This is a genomic window from Streptomyces sp. NPDC001787 (assembly GCF_040297465.1).
Taxonomy (GTDB): Bacteria; Actinomycetota; Actinomycetes; order Streptomycetales; family Streptomycetaceae; genus Streptomyces.
In genome coordinates this window covers 337,523-353,513 of the sequence record NZ_JBEOZE010000004.1, presented here as the reverse complement: position 1 = coordinate 353,513, position 15,991 = coordinate 337,523, and the positions used below count along the sequence as shown (strand labels likewise).

Below are 15,991 nucleotides of genomic sequence, written 5' to 3'. Positions count from 1 at the left end.
CGACAAACTGAGCTATCCCGGACATATTAGGTCAACCTCCGATAACAACGCGGCGAACACCTTCCCAGCGGGCCGGATCCGTCGTCCGCCGCCCGTCGACCAGGACGCGGACGTCCGGCAGGTCGGCGGCGGCCAGCTCGCGGTATTCGGCGTGGTCGGCCTGGAGGACGGCCGCGGTGACGGTCTGGCCCTCGTGCGGGACGAGGCCGTGCGCGGTCAGCTCCTGGGGGGTGTACATCGGGTCCGAGACGAACGGCACCGCGCCGCGCGCCTTCAGCGCCTCGACGACTCCGAAGACACCGGAGAACGCGGTCTCCTTGACCCCGCCGCGGTAGGCGGCGCCCAGCACCAGCACACCGACGCCGTCCAGGTCGCCGTAGGCGGCGGCCAGCAGGTCCACGGCGTACTCGGGCATCGCGGCGTTGGCCTCGCGGGCCGAGCGCACGACGGTCGCCTCCGGGTCGTTCCACAGGTACATCCGCGGGTAGATCGGAATGCAGTGGCCGCCGACGGCGATACCGGGCTGGTGGATGTGGCTGTAGGGCTGGCTGTTGCAGGCCTCGATGACCTTCTTGACGTCGATGCCGCTCCGGTCGGCGAACCGGGCGAACTGGTTGGCCAGACCGATGTTGACGTCGCGGTAGGTGGTCTCGGCGAGCTTGGCGAGCTCGGAGGCCTCCGCCGTACCGAGGTCCCACACACCGTTGGGCCGCGGCAGGTCCTCGCGCTCGTCGAAGTCGAGCACGGCCTCGTAGAACTCGACACCGTGCCGGGCGGACGCCTCGTCGATGCCGCCGACGAGCTTGGGGTAGCGGCGCAGGTCGGCGAAGACCCGGCCGGTCAGCACCCGCTCCGGGGAGAAGACCAGGTGGAAGTCCTCGCCCGGGGTGAGTCCGGAGCCCTCGGCGAGCATCGGCGCCCAGCGGGTACGGGTGGTGCCGACCGGCAGCGTGGTCTCGTAGCTGACCAGGGTGCCCGGCTTCAGCCCGGCGGCGATCGCCTTGGTCGCGGCGTCCATCCAGCCGAAGTCCGGGGTGCCCTCGGCGTCCACGAAGAGCGGGACGACGACCACGACGGCGTCGGAGACGGCGACCGCGGCCGTGGTGTCCGTCGTCGCGGAGAGCAGACCGGCGCCCACCGTCTCCTTGAGCATGACGTCGAGGTCGTGCTCGCCGGGGAACGGCTCGGTGGCCGCGTTGACCAGCTCGACGACCTTCTCGTTGACGTCCGCGCCGATGACCGTGTGGCCCTTGGCTGCGAACTGCACGGCGAGCGGAAGTCCGATCTTGCCGAGCGCGACTACACAGATGTTCATCGGGTTTGCTTCCTCTTCCGGCCGGACAGCTTGCGGCGCAGCCGCGCCAGCATCCCGGGCCTGGTCTCCCACAGCGGGGCCGTCGTGATCACGAGCCGGCCCTTGGTGTTCGGATTCGCGGCGACGCGATAGGGGACGGCCCGCCCCCACCGCCGTGCCAGTGGCATCGGCAGCCCGTCGGTGCGTACGGGGATCTCGTACGTCGAGCCCGCCACATCGGCGTAGACCCGCACACCCCGCTTGGCCTTGACGGGCTGGATCGGGATGCGGGCGCTCAGCAGGGTGCCGCGGCCCCCGCCCGCGGGCTCCCTGACGAACTCTCCGACGGCCTCGGGGCGCCGGGTGTCCTTGGGCATCCTCAGCGCCCCCGGCTTGTCGGCGCTCTTGGGCATCGCGCCCTGCGCCAGGGCGACCACGGCCGAGGACGTGTCACCGATGATCCCGAGCCGCAGCCTCAGGGCGAGGGACAGCTCCGCCCCGTCCTGCTCCCACGCGGCCGACTCCAGCTCCGTGCTCTTCGAGAGCCTGCCCGGTACCGCCTCGCCGAGCACCTCGTAGAAGCGGTCCTCCAGGCCGACCGCGTCGTCCCGGAAGCCGGGGTAGGCGGCGAAGGCCCGCCCGCCCTCCAGGAGGAACGGCGGGGCCCCGTGCTCGGTCTCGTCCGCGATGGCGCGGCTGAGCTCCTCGACGGCGCCGCGCATGGCGAGCCCGAAGCGCACCCGTCGCGTCACCCCCGTACCGTCGCGCAGGCCGTCGGTGTAGTACGCGTCCAACAGGGCGGCCAAGCCCTCGCACACCAGGCGCTTGGTGCCGGTGTCGAGGGCGGGGAAGTCCTTCTGGAGGAGCTTGGACAGCTCCCAGTCGAAGTGCCGTTTGAGCACGGCGTCGCGCCGCGGTCCCGGTTCGATGAGACCGGCCGTGTGCTTCATGATCTTCGCGGTGCACCGCAGCCGGGCCAGATGATCGGCCCGGTAGGTGATGTTGCTCGCGTCACCGCGCTTGACCGCGTAGTAGTACGTGTAGTCGGAGAGCACCGAGATCCTGCGGGCCCGGACGCACGCCTCGATCGTGAACGGCTGGTCACTGCCGACCGGCAGGTCCTCCGGGAACCGCAGGCCGTGCTTCTCCACCAGTTCGCGGCGGAAGAGCTTGGTGTTGGCCAGCGTGAACGGAAGAGCCGATGTGTAGAGGCTGATATCCGGATCGTTCCCGGTATACAGCTTCTGGTGGACATAACGGCCGTTCGTCCCGACCATCTTGCCGACGACCACATCGGAATCGTGCTTGTCGGCGCAGGCCACCATCCGTTCCAGCGCCTCTTCACCGAGGTAGTCGTCGGAACCGATGAAGTAGACATAACGCCCGGTGGCGAGGTCCAGGGCCCGATTACTGGGAGCGGCCGGCCCGCCGGAATTCTCCTGGTGAATAACCTTGACCGTATCCGGATAAAGCGCCGCGAAACGGTCCAGTTCGTTACCGCTGTCGTCGGTGGACCCGTCGTCCACCGCGATCACTTCGAGCCGCTCGCGTCCGATGCTCTGCCCCACGAGCGAATTCAGGCACTCGGTGAGATACGGCATGGTGTTGTAAACGGCTACGACGACGGTGACAGCCGGTTCGGTCAACTGGCCACACCCTCGAACGGCGCGTCCAGGTCCTTCAGCGACACCGCGAGTCCGGTCGACGCCGATTCGAGCACGGCGGCGGCCACCTCCACGGTACGGAGCCCCTGGCGCAGGGTGCAGATGTCGGACGACTTCCCCTGCACGGCGTCCCGGAACAGCTCGTGCTCGACGAGCAGCGGCTCGCGCTTCGGGATGGCGTAGCGGATCATGTCGCCCTCGGAGACCCCGCGGAACGCGCGCAGCGCCTCCCACTCGGTGGTCACCGACGCGTTCGAGTGGAACGTGAGGTCGGCGGTGAGGGTGTCGGCGATGAAGCAGCCGCGCTCACCGGTGACCGAGGTGAACCGCTCCTTGAGCGGGCTCAGCCAGTTGACCAGGTGGTTGACCATCGTGCCGTCCGAGAGCTGGCCCACGGCGGAGACCATGTCCTCGTGCGGGCGGCCGGACTTCGACACGGTGTGGGCCGCGATCGAGTTGTACGTCTGACCGGTCACCCAGCCCGTCAGGTCGATGTCGTGGGTCGCGAGGTCCTTGACGACGCCGACGTCGGCGATCCGGTGCGGGAAGGGACCCTGCCGCCGGGTGACGACCTGGTACACATCACCGAGTTCGCCGGCCTCCAGACGGCTGCGCAGCGAGCGCAGGGCCGGGTTGCAGCGTTCGATGTGGCCGACTCCGGCCACCAGGCCGCGCGCCTCGAAGGCCTCGACGAGCCGACGGGCGCCCTCCACGGTGTCCGCGAGCGGCTTCTCGATCAACGCGCAGACACCGGCGTCGGCGAGCTGCAGGCCGACTTCCTCGTGCAGTCCGGTGGGGCAGGCCACGACGGCGTAGTCGATGCCCAGGGCGATGAGTTCCTCGACGGTCGACAGGACGGGGACGCCCTGCGCCCAGCCGTTCTTGTCGCCCATCGGGTCGACGACGCCGACCAGGTCCACACCCTCCAGGCCGGCGAGCACCCGGGCGTGGTGGCGGCCCATGGAGCCGAGCCCGATGAGGCCGGCCTTCAGTACGGCGCTCACAGGTTCTCCCCCAGCGCGTTCACGGCGGCGGCGATGCGCGCCAGGTCGCCCTCGGTGAGCGAGGGGTGCACCGGCAGCGAGACGACCTCGGCGGCGGCCCGCTCGGTCTCCGGCAGGTCCCAGGTGCGGCCGGCCTTCTGGTCCGGCTCCCAGTAGGGCTTGAGCCGGTGGATCGGCGTCGGGTAGTAGACCGCGTTGCCGACGCCCGCCTCGGTGAGCTTCGCCATCGCGGCGTCCCGGTCGCCCCGCACCCGGATCGTGTACTGGTGGTAGACGTGACGGGCGCCCTCGGCGACCGGCGGCGTCACGACGCACGGCGCGGTGATGTGCGCGTCGAGGTACGCCGCGTTGGCACGGCGCTGCTCGGTCCAGGCGTCCAGCTTGGTCAGCTGTACCCGGCCGACGGCGGCGGACACATCCGTCATACGCATGTTGGCGCCGACGATCTCGTTGGCGTACCGCTGCTCCATGCCCTGGTTGCGCAGGAGGCGCAGGGTGCGGGCGGTCTCCGCGTCGGCCGTGGTGACCATGCCGCCCTCGAGCGAGTGCATGTTCTTGGTGGGGTAGAAGCTGAAGGTGCCGCCCGCGCCGAACGCGCCGACGGGGGTCCCGTTCAGGGCCGCGGCGTGTGCCTGGCATGCGTCCTCGACCACGGCGAGCTTGTGCTTGTCCGCGATGGGCATGAGCTTGTCCATCGCCGCCGGGTGACCGTAGAGGTGCACGGGCATGATCGCGGCGGTGCGCGGGGTGATCGCGGCCTCGACCGCGGCCGGGTCGAGGCCGAAGCTGCCCGGCTCGATGTCGGCGAAGACGACGTCGGCGCCGACGAGGCGGACCGCGTTCGCGGACGCGGCGAAGGAGAAGGAGGGGACGATCACCTCGTCGCCCGGACCGATGCCCAGGGCGAGCAGCAGCAGGTGAAGTGCCGAGGTGCCCGAGTTGACGGCGACACAGTGCCGGCCGTCGACCAGGTCCGAGAAGCCTTCCTCGAAGGCCGCGACCTCGGGCCCCTGCACCACGCGGCCGCTGCGCAGTACGCGTACCGCGGCCTCGATCTCGTCTTCCCCGATGACCGGGCGGGCAGCAGGAATCGGCTGCTCGTTGATGCTCGTCATGGACGTCCTCCTTGAACACCGCAAGAGCTCTTAACAGGCAGAGGTCTGGGGTGCGGGACGTCTCACGAGGCCGCGCCTAACCCCACCGGCACAATGCCGACGCCCTGCCGAGGATTCTGGGTCCGGTCTGTCCGCCACCGGGCCGGTCACCGATTGTAGTTTCCGTTCAGAACCGCTACAGGCCAGCAACCGCCGTCACATTATCAGGGATTTCTCAGGCGATTTCGGGCCCGTTAACCCGTGCTTGCATCAGTTCTGAAACAAAGCACGTGTCCCGCCCCGAAGGCTTCGGGGCGGGACACGTGAGATGAACTGCCGGTTACGGAATCATCAACTGCCGGACTCCGCGCCCTCCGCGGACGGCGCCGAAGCGGTCACGGAAGGCGACGACTGCTCTGCGGCGACCGTCTTCTTCGTGGCCTTCTTCGCCGTCGTCTTCTTCGCGGTGGTCTTCTTCGCGGCCGTCTTCTTCGCGGCGGTCTTCGTGGCGGTCTTCGCAGCCGTCTTCGTGGCGGCGGCCTTCTTGGCCGGCGCCTTCTTGGCGGTCTTGCGCGCCGTCTTCTTCGCCGGTGCCTCGGCGGCCGGTGCGTCGGCTGCCGGTGCCTCAGCGGCCGGCGCGTCCGCAACCGTTGCCTCGGACCGCTCGCCCTCGGCCGGTGCCCCGGACTCGGGGGTACCGGACTCGGGGGTACCGGACTCGGGGGTACCGGTCACGACCACGACCGCCTGCTCCTCGGCACCCGCGGGCGAGCCCGCCGGAGCGGTGACCTTACGGGTCACCCGGCGCCGGGCACGCGGCGGGGCGGCCGGGGCCTCGGTGACCTCGGGCGCGGGCGCCTCGACGACCGGGTCCTCGGCGGCGACCGGCTCCGCGGTGGGCTCGGCCGGCCGGACCGGCTCCGCCGCCTCGGCCTGCTTCGGCGAACCCGCCGGGGCGGACGCCTTCCGGGTCGCCCGGCGACGCGTCCGGCCCTGCGGTGCCGCCTCGGCCTCGGGGGCCGCAGCGGCCACCGGGGTCTCGACGACCGGCTTGGGCTCGGGCTGCGCCTCGGTCACCGGGGCGCTCTCCGCCGGAGCGGTCTCCGCGACCGGCGCCGGAGCGGCGGCCTTCGGCGCACCGGCCGGGGCCGACACCTTGCGGGTCGCACGGCGACGGCCGCGTCCACGCGTGGCGGCGGCCTCCGCCTCGGCCGGGCTGCTGTACAGCTCCTCGTCCGCGACGAACTCCGGCTCGGGCAGCGCCACCGGGGCGGCGACCTCCGCGGCCAGCTCGGCCTCGGTCTCCTCCGCGTGCTCGGTGCCGTGCTCGTGGTGCTCGGCGAACTGACCGTGCTCGTGCTCGTGCTCCTGGCCCGCGCCGCCGCGACCGCGCTTCTTGGAACGCTTGCCACCGCCGCCGCCACCGGCGGACGTCGGCTGCTCCATGTGCACGATCACACCGCGCCCGTTGCAGTGGACGCAGGTCTCGGAGAAGGACTCCAGCAGACCCTGGCCCACCCGCTTGCGGGTCATCTGGACCAGGCCCAGCGAAGTGACCTCGGCGACCTGGTGCTTCGTACGGTCGCGGCCCAGGCACTCCAGCAGTCGCCGCAGCACCAGATCCCGGTTGGACTCCAGCACCATGTCGATGAAGTCGACGACGACGATGCCGCCGAGGTCGCGCAGCCGCAGCTGACGCACGATCTCCTCGGCCGCCTCCAGGTTGTTCTTGGTGACGGTCTCCTCAAGGTTGCCGCCCTGACCGGTGAACTTTCCGGTGTTGACGTCGACCACGACCATGGCCTCGGTCTTGTCGATCACCAGCGAGCCGCCGCTGGGCAGGTAGACCTTGCGGTCCAGCGCCTTCATCAGCTGCTCGTCGATCCGGTACGTCGCGAAGACATCGACCTCGGAGGTCCAGCGCGACAGGCGCTCCGTCAGATCCGGCGCGACGTGCGAGACATAGCCGTGGATGGTCTCCCACGCGTCGTCGCCACTCACGATGACCTTCGAGAAGTCCTCGTTGAAGATGTCGCGGACGACCCGGACGGTCATGTCCGGCTCGCCGTAGAGCAGCGTCGGCGCGTTGGAGCTGCCGCTGTTCTTCGACTTCTTCTGGATCTCCTCCCACTGCTGCTGGAGCCGCTCGACATCACGGCGCAGCTCGTCCTCGCTCGCGCCCTCGGCGGCGGTGCGCACGATGACGCCCGCGTCCTCGGGGACGATCTTCTTGAGGATGGTCTTCAGCCGGGACCGCTCGGTGTCGGGCAGCTTGCGGCTGATCCCGGTCATCGAGCCCTCGGGCACGTACACCAGGTAGCGGCCGGGCAGCGAGACCTGGCTGGTCAGGCGGGCGCCCTTGTGACCGATCGGGTCCTTCGTCACCTGGACGAGGACCGACTGGCCGGACTTGAGAGCCGTCTCGATACGGCGCGGCCCGTGGGCCATGCCGAGCGCCTCGAAGTTGACCTCACCGGCGTACAGGACGGCGTTGCGGCCCTTGCCGATGTCGACGAAGGCGGCCTCCATGGACGGCAGAACGTTCTGCACCTTGCCCAGGTAGACGTTGCCGACGTAGCTGGTGGCCTGCTCCTTGTTGACGTAGTGCTCGACGAGCACGTTGTCCTCAAGGACGCCGATCTGGGTGCGCTCGCCGCTCTGGCGGACGACCATCACCCGCTCGACGGCCTCGCGGCGGGCCAGGAACTCCGCCTCGGTGATGATCGGGACGCGGCGGCGGCCCTGCTCACGGCCTTCGCGGCGGCGCTGCTTCTTCGCCTCCATACGGGTCGAGCCCTTGATGGACTGGACCTCGTCGAAGCCGGTGCCGGGCTCGCGCTCTTCCTTCTTGCGGGGCTCCCGGACCTTGACGACCGTACGCTCCGGGTCGTCCTGACCGTTGTCGGCCTCGGCGGAGGCGTCACCGCTGCGACGGCGGCGGCGACGGCGGCGACGGCTGCTGCTCGAACCGGCGGCCGAGGAGTCGTTGTCCTCCTCGTCCTCCGCCTCGTCGGCGTCCTGCCCCTGGTGCTCGTCCTCGGCGGAACGGTCGGAGCGGTCGGAACGGTCGGCGGGTGCCTCGTCGCTGTGCTGCTCGGCGTCGTCCGCGTCGTTGGTCTCACCGCGGCGACGGCGGCGGCCACCACGACGGCGACGGCGCGAGGGCCGGTCCCCGTACTCGTCGGTGTCGTCGCCCTCGCCCTCGTGCTCGGCGTCCGCACCGGTCTCGGGCTCGTCCTGCTCGTGCGCGGGCTGCTCGACGGGCTCCTCCACCGGGGCGGCGGGAGCGGCGGTCTGCTCGGGCTCGGCGGCCTCACCGCGACGGCGGCGACGGCGGCGCGAGCCGCCCTGCGGCGCGGCCTCGGAGGCCTCGGCCTCGGCGGGCGCGGCCGGCTGGGCGGTCTCGGCCTCGGCGGTCAGCTCCTCCTCGGCCTCGTCGATCTCGTCGTACGGGGTGACCGGACCAGCGGCGGCAGCGGCGGCGGCAGCGGTCTCGGGGGTCTGGAACATCGGCTCGGCGAAGACCGGCGCCTGGAAGACCGCCACGGCGGGGCGCGCGGCACGGCGGCCCTTGCGGGTGGGCTCCTCGGTCTTGCCGGTGAACTCCGGCCTCCCCGCGGCGGCGGTGGCACGACGGCGCTGACGGCCGCGCGGTGCGGCTTCCTCGACCTCGGCGGTCTCGGCGGCCAGCTCCTCGGCGACGGCCTCGGGGAGGCTTTCGCCGGTCTCGGCGGCCAGTTCCTCGGTGGTGGCCTCGGTGGGCTGCGGGGCTCCGGCGGGAGCGGTGGCCTTGCGCGTGGCACGGCGGCGGGCGCGCGGCGCGGGAGCCTCGGGCTCCTCGACCACCTCGGCGACGGGCGCGGCCACGGGCTCGACGACCTCGACGGCGCTCTCCACGGCCTCGGCGCTCTGCGGCGCACCGGCGGGAGCGGTGGCCTTGCGCGTGGCACGGCGGCGGGCACGCGGCGCGGGAGCCTCGGGCTCCTCGACCACCTCGGCGACGGGCGCGGCCACGGGCTCGACGACCTCGACAGCCGCCTCCGCGGACTGCGGCGCACCGGCCGGAGCCGTCGCCTTACGGGTCGCACGGCGACGGGCACGCGGCGCGGGGGCCTCGTCCGGCGCGGTGTCCGTGCTCGCGGAGACCTCGGCCTCGACGGCCGGCGTGCTGTCCTCGGTGCCCGTGCCCGCGGCACCCGCGGTGGGCGGGCCCGCGGGGCGGGAGGCCGCGCGGCGCCTGCGGCGCGGCGGCAGCTTGTCCCCGGGGGTGTTGTCTTCGGTGTTCCCGGTCGTACCGGGTTCGTTCGGCTCACTCATGCGGGCGGTTCTCCCGTCACGCTCCCGGGCGCCGCGCCTGATTCCGGTCCGGCACGGTCCGCTGATACGCGGTACCGCCGTCCGGGGCGCGGGCGCCGCACGGGAGCTGATGTCTGGCTCGCCGGTTCCGTACGCGTTGTACGCACGGCCTGGCGAAAGTCTTCTGGTCAGTGCGCGGCCCGACCCAGGTGGCTCCCGAGTCCAAGGGCTGCGCTACGACGACCGCCTTACGCGGATCCTGTACCTTCCGGCGCCGTCGCGACGGCTGCCTGGGCGACCGCTGGTTGAGCGGTCGGGGCTGCCTCGCGGTCAGGCGCGAGCGGGTCGGTCACCGTGCCGGACTCCTCGTCGAAGAGCCCCTGCTCCAGCCTGGTCACCGCTGCGGCAACCGGCGGCGCGAGGTCGGCCACAGCTCGGAGACCGGACAGGACGTCGTCGGGTCGCACGGCAGGTGTCACGTGCCGAACAACCAGCCGCAGTATCGCACAGGGCCTGTCCCCGGGCCTATCAGGCTGTGGATCAAGAGCCTGCAGGTCGGCGACGGCCGCACGGGCGTCGAAGGTCCGCATCCCGTTCTTCGCGCGGCGCTGGACCTCGACGGTCCCGGCGTCGTTGAAGGCGGAAACGGCCCTGCCGGCGTCCTCGGGCGTCACTCCGTCGAGGCGCATCTCCCAGACGGACGCGGTCAGCCTGTCGGCGAGACCCGGGGTGCGGGCCTCCACCGCGTCGGTGATGTCGAGCCCGTCCGGCAGCGACTCGTCGAGCAGTGCGCGCAGCACATCGGGGTCACGCGCCTCGGTGAGGGCGATCTCCAGGAATTCGGCCTCGCTGCCCGTGCCGGTGGGGGCGGCATTGGCATACGACACCTTGGGGTGCGGGGTGAAACCGGCCGAGTACGCCATCGGCACCTCGGAGCGGCGCAATGCCCGCTCGAAGGCCCGCTGGAAGTCTCGGTGGCTGGTGAACCGGAGGCGGCCGCGCTTGGTGTAGCGCAGGCGGATGCGCTGCACTGCCGGTGCGGGCGGCGGGCCTTCGGGCTGTCGCTTGCCCAGTGGTTCTTCTCCTCGGTGCGGGGCGGGCTCGGTGGAGCGCCGCCCACGAAATACGGGTGGCCCCGGGGCGCCCGCCCCGGCTCACCCCCGCTTGAGGGTTTCCGCTCCAAGCGGGGAGATCTCGGGTGCCTGCGCCGCGCTGGGGACAGTCGCTGTCTGTTGCGCACTACCCAGCGTACGCGCAGCAACCGTGCCCCGTTCCCCGGCCCGGGGGTCCGCTCCTCCCCCGACCAGCGCCCGCCAGGCACCCCGGCGGGCCTGCCGTACGCTCTCGCGGGCCGCTCGCAGGGCGTCGCGGGTGGCCCGCCCGGCCTCCACAGCGGCCCGTACGGCGGGGGCCCAGACCGCGTCGCGCACACGATGTCCGACCGGGGTGCACACCGAGCGGTAGACCCAGGTCGCCGGGGCGACGACCAGATACCGGGCCAGCCGGGCCAGGGCCCGGCCGATGGCCCGGGAGAGCTGTCCGGCGACCCGCCAGGCGACCTCGATCGCGGCGCCGATCTCCCGGCCGACCGGGGCGAGCACCCGCCGGTAAAGCCAGGAGACGGGGGCGACCAGCAGCGTCAGGACCAGCCGTACGAGGGCTGCCGCCAGGCCGCGTACGACTGCCTCGATACCGCGTCCCACCATGACGAGCAGCCAGGAGACGCCGTGGCCGATGGGGGTGAGGACCGTCCCGTACAGCCACACCAGCGGTACGACGAGTCCGTACCGCACCACCGGCACCACCGCGTACCGCCACAGGCCGGCCACCGGCCGTACGAACAGTGCGGTCAGCAGCCGGCCCAGCGCGGTGCCGATGCCGCGCCCGGCCGGGACCAGCAGCGTGCGGTACAGCCACCGCGTCCCGTGGCCGATGGGGGTGAGGACCGTCCCGTACAGCCACACCAGCGGTACGACGAGTCCGTACCGCACCACCGGCACCGCCACATACCGCCACAGGCCGATCCAGGGCCAGACGAACAGTGCGGTGGCCAGCCACCGCAGGGCGTGGCCGAGCGGGGTGAGGACGGTGCGGTACAGCCAGGCCGACGGGACCGCGACGAGCGTGTCGAACAGCCGGGCCAGGGCCCGGCCCAGCGGGCGCAGCAGTACCCGTTCGGCGGCACGCCAGGTGACGACGAGCGCGTCCCGGACCATGCGTACGGGCAGCACGATCACCAGGACCACGATCCGCACCGGAACCCTGATCAGGGTGGTCAGGCAGCCCTCACCGGGCTCGTACGCCTGTGGCGCCTGGTGCTTGCCGTATTCCATGCCGTGAATGACGCGATGGCCCGGTCCGGAGTTTCCCGGACCGGGCCATCGTCATCGAGCTGTCACCCGGCGGAAGCGGGGGCGGAGCGACCGGACGGGCTCACCGGCGACCGCACACCGAACCACTGCTCGGCGCCGTGCTCCTCGAACCGCTCCACCTCGGCGAACCCCAGCCTCGCCGCGAGACGCATCGCGCGGTCGTTGGCGGTCCGGGTGCAGAGCACGACCGGCTCGCCGGGAAGCGCGTCGGCGAACCAGTCCAGTGCCGCCGCGCACGCCTCGGCGGCGTACCCGCGTCCCCACGCCCGCGGCAGGAACAGGTAGCCCAGCTCGGCCTCATCGGCGTCCGGGCCGACGTGCCCGGGACGCTCCGCGGCGCGCCGGTCGAGCGTGGTCATGCCGATCATCGTTCCGTCGAGCTCGACCACGAAGAGGCCGGGGCGACGGCCCGGCACCTCGGGCACCGCGCGTTCGAGGTCGTCGCGCGGCCGGGAGCCGCCGAGGTGGGTACCCACCTCCGGCGAGGCGAACAGCTCGATGAACTCCGCGCGGTCCCGGGCCTCGGACTCGCGGAGCACCAGCCTCTCCGTCCGGATCGGGGCAGGCGGCCAGGCGACGGTTCCCAGCCCGGTCATGGTCGGCGTCCTCTCGTGCGCCTGCCGGGCATGAGCCCCGGACGGCCGGCATCCCCGCTGGTCACGGCTACTTGTTGACCACGGTCAAGGGCAGCAGCGTCTTGCCCGTCGGGCCGATCTGGATGCTGGTGTCCATCTGCGGGCAGACGCCGCAGTCGAAGCACGGGGTCCAGCGGCAGTCCTCGACCTCGGTCTCGTCGAGCGAGTCCTGCCAGTCCTCCCAGAGCCAGTCCTTGTCGAGGCCGGAGTCGAGGTGGTCCCAGGGCAGGACCTCCTCGTACGTGCGCTCCCGGGTGGTGTACCAGTCGACGTCCACGCCGAACCCGGGCAGCGTCTTCTCGGCGCTGGCCATCCACAGGTCGTAGCTGAAGTGCTCGCGCCAGCCGTCGAAACGGCCGCCGGCCTCGTAGACGGCGCGGATGACGGAGCCCACCCGGCGGTCACCGCGCGAGAGCAGGCCCTCGACGATGCCGGGCTTGCCGTCGTGGTAGCGGAAGCCGATGGAGCGGCCGTACTTCTTGTCGCCGCGGATCTTGTCGCGGAGCTTCGTCAGCCGGGCGTCGGTCTCCTCGGCGCTGAGCTGCGGGGCCCACTGGAAGGGGGTGTGCGGCTTGGGCACGAAGCCGCCGATGGAGACGGTGCAGCGGATGTCGTTCTGGCCGGAGACCTCGCGGCCCTTGGCGATCACCTTGACCGCCATGTCACCGATCTGGAGGACGTCCTCGTCGGTCTCGGTGGGCAGGCCGCACATGAAGTACAGCTTCACCTGGCGCCAGCCGTTGCCGTACGCGGTGGAGACCGTACGGATCAGGTCCTCCTCCGAGACCATCTTGTTGATGACCTTGCGCATGCGCTCGGAGCCGCCCTCGGGGGCGAAGGTGAGCCCGGAGCGGCGGCCGTTGCGGGTCAGCTCGTTGGCCAGGTCCACGTTGAACGCGTCGACGCGGGTGGAGGGCAGCGAGAGGCCGATCTTGTCCTCGGTGTACCGGTCGGCGAGGCCCTTGGCGATCTCGCCGATCTCGGTGTGGTCCGCGGAGGAGAGGGACAGCAGGCCGACCTCTTCGAAGCCGGTGGCCTTGAGGCCCTTCTCGACCATCTCGCCGATGCCGGTGATGCTTCGCTCCCGCACGGGGCGCGTGATCATGCCGGCCTGGCAGAAACGGCAGCCGCGGGTGCAGCCGCGGAAGATCTCGACGGACATCCGCTCGTGGACGGTCTCCGCGAGCGGGACCAGCGGCTGCTTCGGGTAGGGCCACTCGTCGAGGTCCATGACGGTGTGCTTGGACACGCGCCACGGCACGCCGGACCGGTTGGGCACGACACGGCCGATGCGGCCGTCGGGGAGGTACTCGACGTCGTAGAAGCGCGGGACGTAGACGCCGCCCGTCCTGGACAGCCGGAACAGCACCTCGTCACGGCCACCGGGACGGCCTTCGGCCTTCCAGGCCCGGACGATCTCGGTGATCTCCAGGACCGCCTGCTCGCCGTCGCCGATGACCGCGCAGTCGATGAACTCCGCGATCGGCTCGGGGTTGAACGCGGCGTGGCCGCCCGCGAGCACGATCGGGTCGTCGACCGTACGGTCGGCGGCCTCCAGCGGGATGCCCGCGAGGTCGAGGGCGGTGAGCATGTTGGTGTAGCCGAGTTCGGTGGAGAAGCTGAGCCCGAAGACGTCGAACGCGCCGACGGGACGGTGGCTGTCCACGGTGAACTGCGGGACCCGGTGTTCGCGCATCAGCGCTTCGAGGTCGGGCCAGACGCTGTAGGTGCGCTCGGCGAGGACGCCCTCGCGCTCGTTGAGTACCTCGTAAAGGATCATGACGCCCTGGTTGGGCAGTCCGACCTCGTAGGCGTCGGGGTACATGAGGGCCCAGCGGACGTCGCAGCTGTCCCACTCCTTGACGGTGGAGTTCAGCTCACCGCCGACGTACTGGATGGGCTTCTGCACATGCGGGAGCAGAGCTTCGAGCTGTGGGAAGACCGACTCGGCAGACATCTCGCGAACCTTCGTGAGCTGGCAGGGGTGACCATCCAGCGTACCCCGCTGCTCACCCCTTCAGATCCGCCCGCAGTTCCGGCCCGGACGCCCTCCGCCAGACCTCCGGCAGCTCTCTCTCACCGGCCGCCGCCCGCGCCTCCTCCCTGCCGTACAGCAGTCCCCAGGTGAAGGCGGACTCCCCCGCCGCGTGTGCCTGGACCGCGAGGTCGCGCAGCGCCTCGCGGGCGACGACGCTGTCCTGGTGGTCGCCGAGGAGGGTCTGTACGGCCTTGGTCCTGCGGACGAACCGCTCGGCGGGCCCGCCGAGGGCGGGCCCGGCCGCCTCGCCCGCGTACCGGGCGCGTTTGGCCGCCTTGCGGGCCTCGTGCAGCGCCAGGTCGCGCTCGTGGCCGGGCGGGTGCGCGAGGGCGTGGCGGATGCGGTCGGCGAGGCGGTCGTGGTCCTTCAGCACCGCGCGGGCCAGGGCCTTCCTGGGCTTGCGGGCCGCGCCGGGCAGCAGGGGCGGGTCCGCGCGGAGCGCGTCCAGGGAATCCAGGAGGGCGAGGTAGCGCCGCCCGTCGAGCAGGGCGACGGTGCGGCGGCGGGAGCCGGCGCGACGGGCCGCCGACCAGATCCGCAGCCGGCCGCGGACGGGGCCGAGGCACAGGGTGCGGGGCAGTTCGGCGAGCGCGGTGCGCAGCCGTTCGGCGAGGACTTCCCGGTCGCGCTCGACGCCGAGCTCGGTGGCGAGCCACTTCAGCTCCTCGCGCACCGGATCGGTGACGGCGCGGTCCAGCACCTTGCGGTACGTCGTGAAGGCGCTGCGCAGCCGCCGGGTGGCCACGCGCATCCGGTGCAGGGAGTCGGGCAGGTCGCGCCGTACGGCGGGGTCGAGGGCGATGATCGCCTCGATCTGTTCGCGTACGTAGGTGAGGACATGGTCGCCCGCGGTGACCCGCGCTCTCCCGCCGCTGCCCCGCCCGTCCCCGCCCCCGCTCCCCCGCCCGTCCCCGTTCCCTCGGCGCGTCGTCGCGGGGGCGGTCTCGGCGAGGGCCCTGGCCAGCTTGGAGGCGGACGCCGAGGGGCGCACCCCGGCCTCGCGCAGCCTGCGTTCGACCACGTCCAGGAACGCGGGGTCGCCGTCGTCGGCCAGTTCCACCTCCAGCTCGGTCCACTGCGCGGTGGCGCCGCCGCCGTCCTCGGTGAGCCGTTCGGCGCGGACCCGGTCGACGCTGAGCTCGGCGAGGAGGCTGCCGTCGGCGGCGAGCAGATGGTGGACGTCACGGGCGGAGCGCAGCCGTACGACGGGGGCGAGTGCGGTGTGCCGGACCCGGGAGCGGAGCAGTGCGGCGAGCTCGGCGGGCAGGGTGTCGGCGAGCGGGGCGCGGATCTCGTCGCGGATGCCGGAGGCGACGGGGAACTTCAGGTGCCAGCCCTCGTCGTCGCCGCCGGTCCTGCGCCGCAGGGTGAGCGAGGCGGCGGCGAGCCGGAGGTCCTCGGTGTCGTAGTAGACGGCATCGAGCTCATGGACGCCTCGGTGGGCGACTTCGAGGACCCCGGCCGCGCGGGTCAGGTCGGGCAGCCGGGTTCCGGGAGCCGCTTCGTACTTCCGCTCGATCTCACGCTTCGAGTCCGCCATGTACCGAACCTAAGGGCAGAACGGCCGTGAGACGCGTTGTCCGCGATGGGGAGG

The 15,991-nt window shown here is 71.9% G+C and carries 10 protein-coding genes; all 10 read right to left on the bottom strand.

Annotated features, from left to right (window positions below; genetic code table 11):
* Positions 1-31: 31 nt before the first annotated feature.
* Positions 32-1,315: a nucleotide sugar dehydrogenase gene (locus ABT170_RS08365; RefSeq protein ID WP_329943998.1), complete on the bottom strand. Its 1,284-nt coding sequence runs from the start codon at positions 1,313-1,315 to the stop codon at positions 32-34.
* A complete protein-coding gene (locus ABT170_RS08360; protein ID WP_329943999.1) occupies positions 1,312-2,940 on the bottom strand; it encodes a glycosyltransferase family 2 protein in 1,629 nt (542 codons plus the stop codon). The genes ABT170_RS08365 and ABT170_RS08360 overlap by 4 nt, the downstream gene beginning before the upstream one ends.
* Positions 2,937-3,962, bottom strand: coding sequence for a Gfo/Idh/MocA family protein (locus tag ABT170_RS08355; RefSeq protein ID WP_329944000.1), 1,026 nt, complete (start codon positions 3,960-3,962; stop codon positions 2,937-2,939). Before ABT170_RS08355 ends, ABT170_RS08360 begins: the two co-directional genes overlap by 4 nt.
* The gene (locus ABT170_RS08350; protein WP_351865131.1) at positions 3,959-5,077 is read right to left on the bottom strand and encodes a DegT/DnrJ/EryC1/StrS family aminotransferase; all 1,119 of its coding nucleotides are present in this window, start codon (positions 5,075-5,077) and stop codon (positions 3,959-3,961) included. The genes ABT170_RS08355 and ABT170_RS08350 overlap by 4 nt, the downstream gene beginning before the upstream one ends.
* Before the next feature lie 330 nt (positions 5,078-5,407).
* On the bottom strand, positions 5,408-9,373 hold the full coding sequence (locus ABT170_RS08345) for an Rne/Rng family ribonuclease (protein WP_351865128.1): 3,966 nt from the start codon (positions 9,371-9,373) through the stop codon (positions 5,408-5,410).
* 227 nt (positions 9,374-9,600) lie between these two features.
* Positions 9,601-10,383 carry a TIGR03936 family radical SAM-associated protein gene (locus ABT170_RS08340; protein WP_329944003.1) on the bottom strand — a complete coding sequence of 261 codons (783 nt, stop codon included), beginning with the start codon at positions 10,381-10,383 and terminating at the stop codon, positions 9,601-9,603.
* 123 nt (positions 10,384-10,506) lie between these two features.
* Positions 10,507-11,685 (bottom strand): hypothetical protein, encoded by a 1,179-nt coding sequence (locus ABT170_RS08335; protein WP_351865125.1) that lies wholly within the window; start codon positions 11,683-11,685, stop codon positions 10,507-10,509.
* Between the two features lie 62 nt (positions 11,686-11,747).
* Positions 11,748-12,320: a GNAT family N-acetyltransferase gene (locus tag ABT170_RS08330; RefSeq protein WP_351865122.1), complete on the bottom strand. Its 573-nt coding sequence runs from the start codon at positions 12,318-12,320 to the stop codon at positions 11,748-11,750.
* Positions 12,321-12,387: 67 nt separating this feature from the next.
* Positions 12,388-14,316 (bottom strand): TIGR03960 family B12-binding radical SAM protein, encoded by a 1,929-nt coding sequence (locus ABT170_RS08325; protein WP_329944006.1) that lies wholly within the window; start codon positions 14,314-14,316, stop codon positions 12,388-12,390.
* 52 nt (positions 14,317-14,368) lie between these two features.
* Positions 14,369-15,937, bottom strand: coding sequence for a CYTH and CHAD domain-containing protein (locus ABT170_RS08320; protein WP_351865119.1), 1,569 nt, complete (start codon positions 15,935-15,937; stop codon positions 14,369-14,371).
* Positions 15,938-15,991: the final 54 nt, after the last annotated feature.

Excerpts from the sequence above, each read along its gene's own strand:
- ABT170_RS08365 (WP_329943998.1), bottom strand. The coding sequence starts at position 1,315 with ATGAACATCTGTGTAGTCGCGCTCGGCAAGATCGGACTTCCGCTCGCC.
- ABT170_RS08350 (WP_351865131.1), bottom strand. The coding sequence starts at position 5,077 with ATGACGAGCATCAACGAGCAGCCGATTCCTGCTGCCCGCCCGGTCATC.
- ABT170_RS08345 (WP_351865128.1), bottom strand. The coding sequence starts at position 9,373 with ATGAGTGAGCCGAACGAACCCGGTACGACCGGGAACACCGAAGACAAC.
- ABT170_RS08335 (WP_351865125.1), bottom strand. The coding sequence starts at position 11,685 with ATGGAATACGGCAAGCACCAGGCGCCACAGGCGTACGAGCCCGGTGAG.
- ABT170_RS08330 (WP_351865122.1), bottom strand. The coding sequence starts at position 12,320 with ATGACCGGGCTGGGAACCGTCGCCTGGCCGCCTGCCCCGATCCGGACG.
- ABT170_RS08325 (WP_329944006.1), bottom strand. The coding sequence starts at position 14,316 with ATGTCTGCCGAGTCGGTCTTCCCACAGCTCGAAGCTCTGCTCCCGCAT.
- ABT170_RS08320 (WP_351865119.1), bottom strand. The coding sequence starts at position 15,937 with ATGGCGGACTCGAAGCGTGAGATCGAGCGGAAGTACGAAGCGGCTCCC.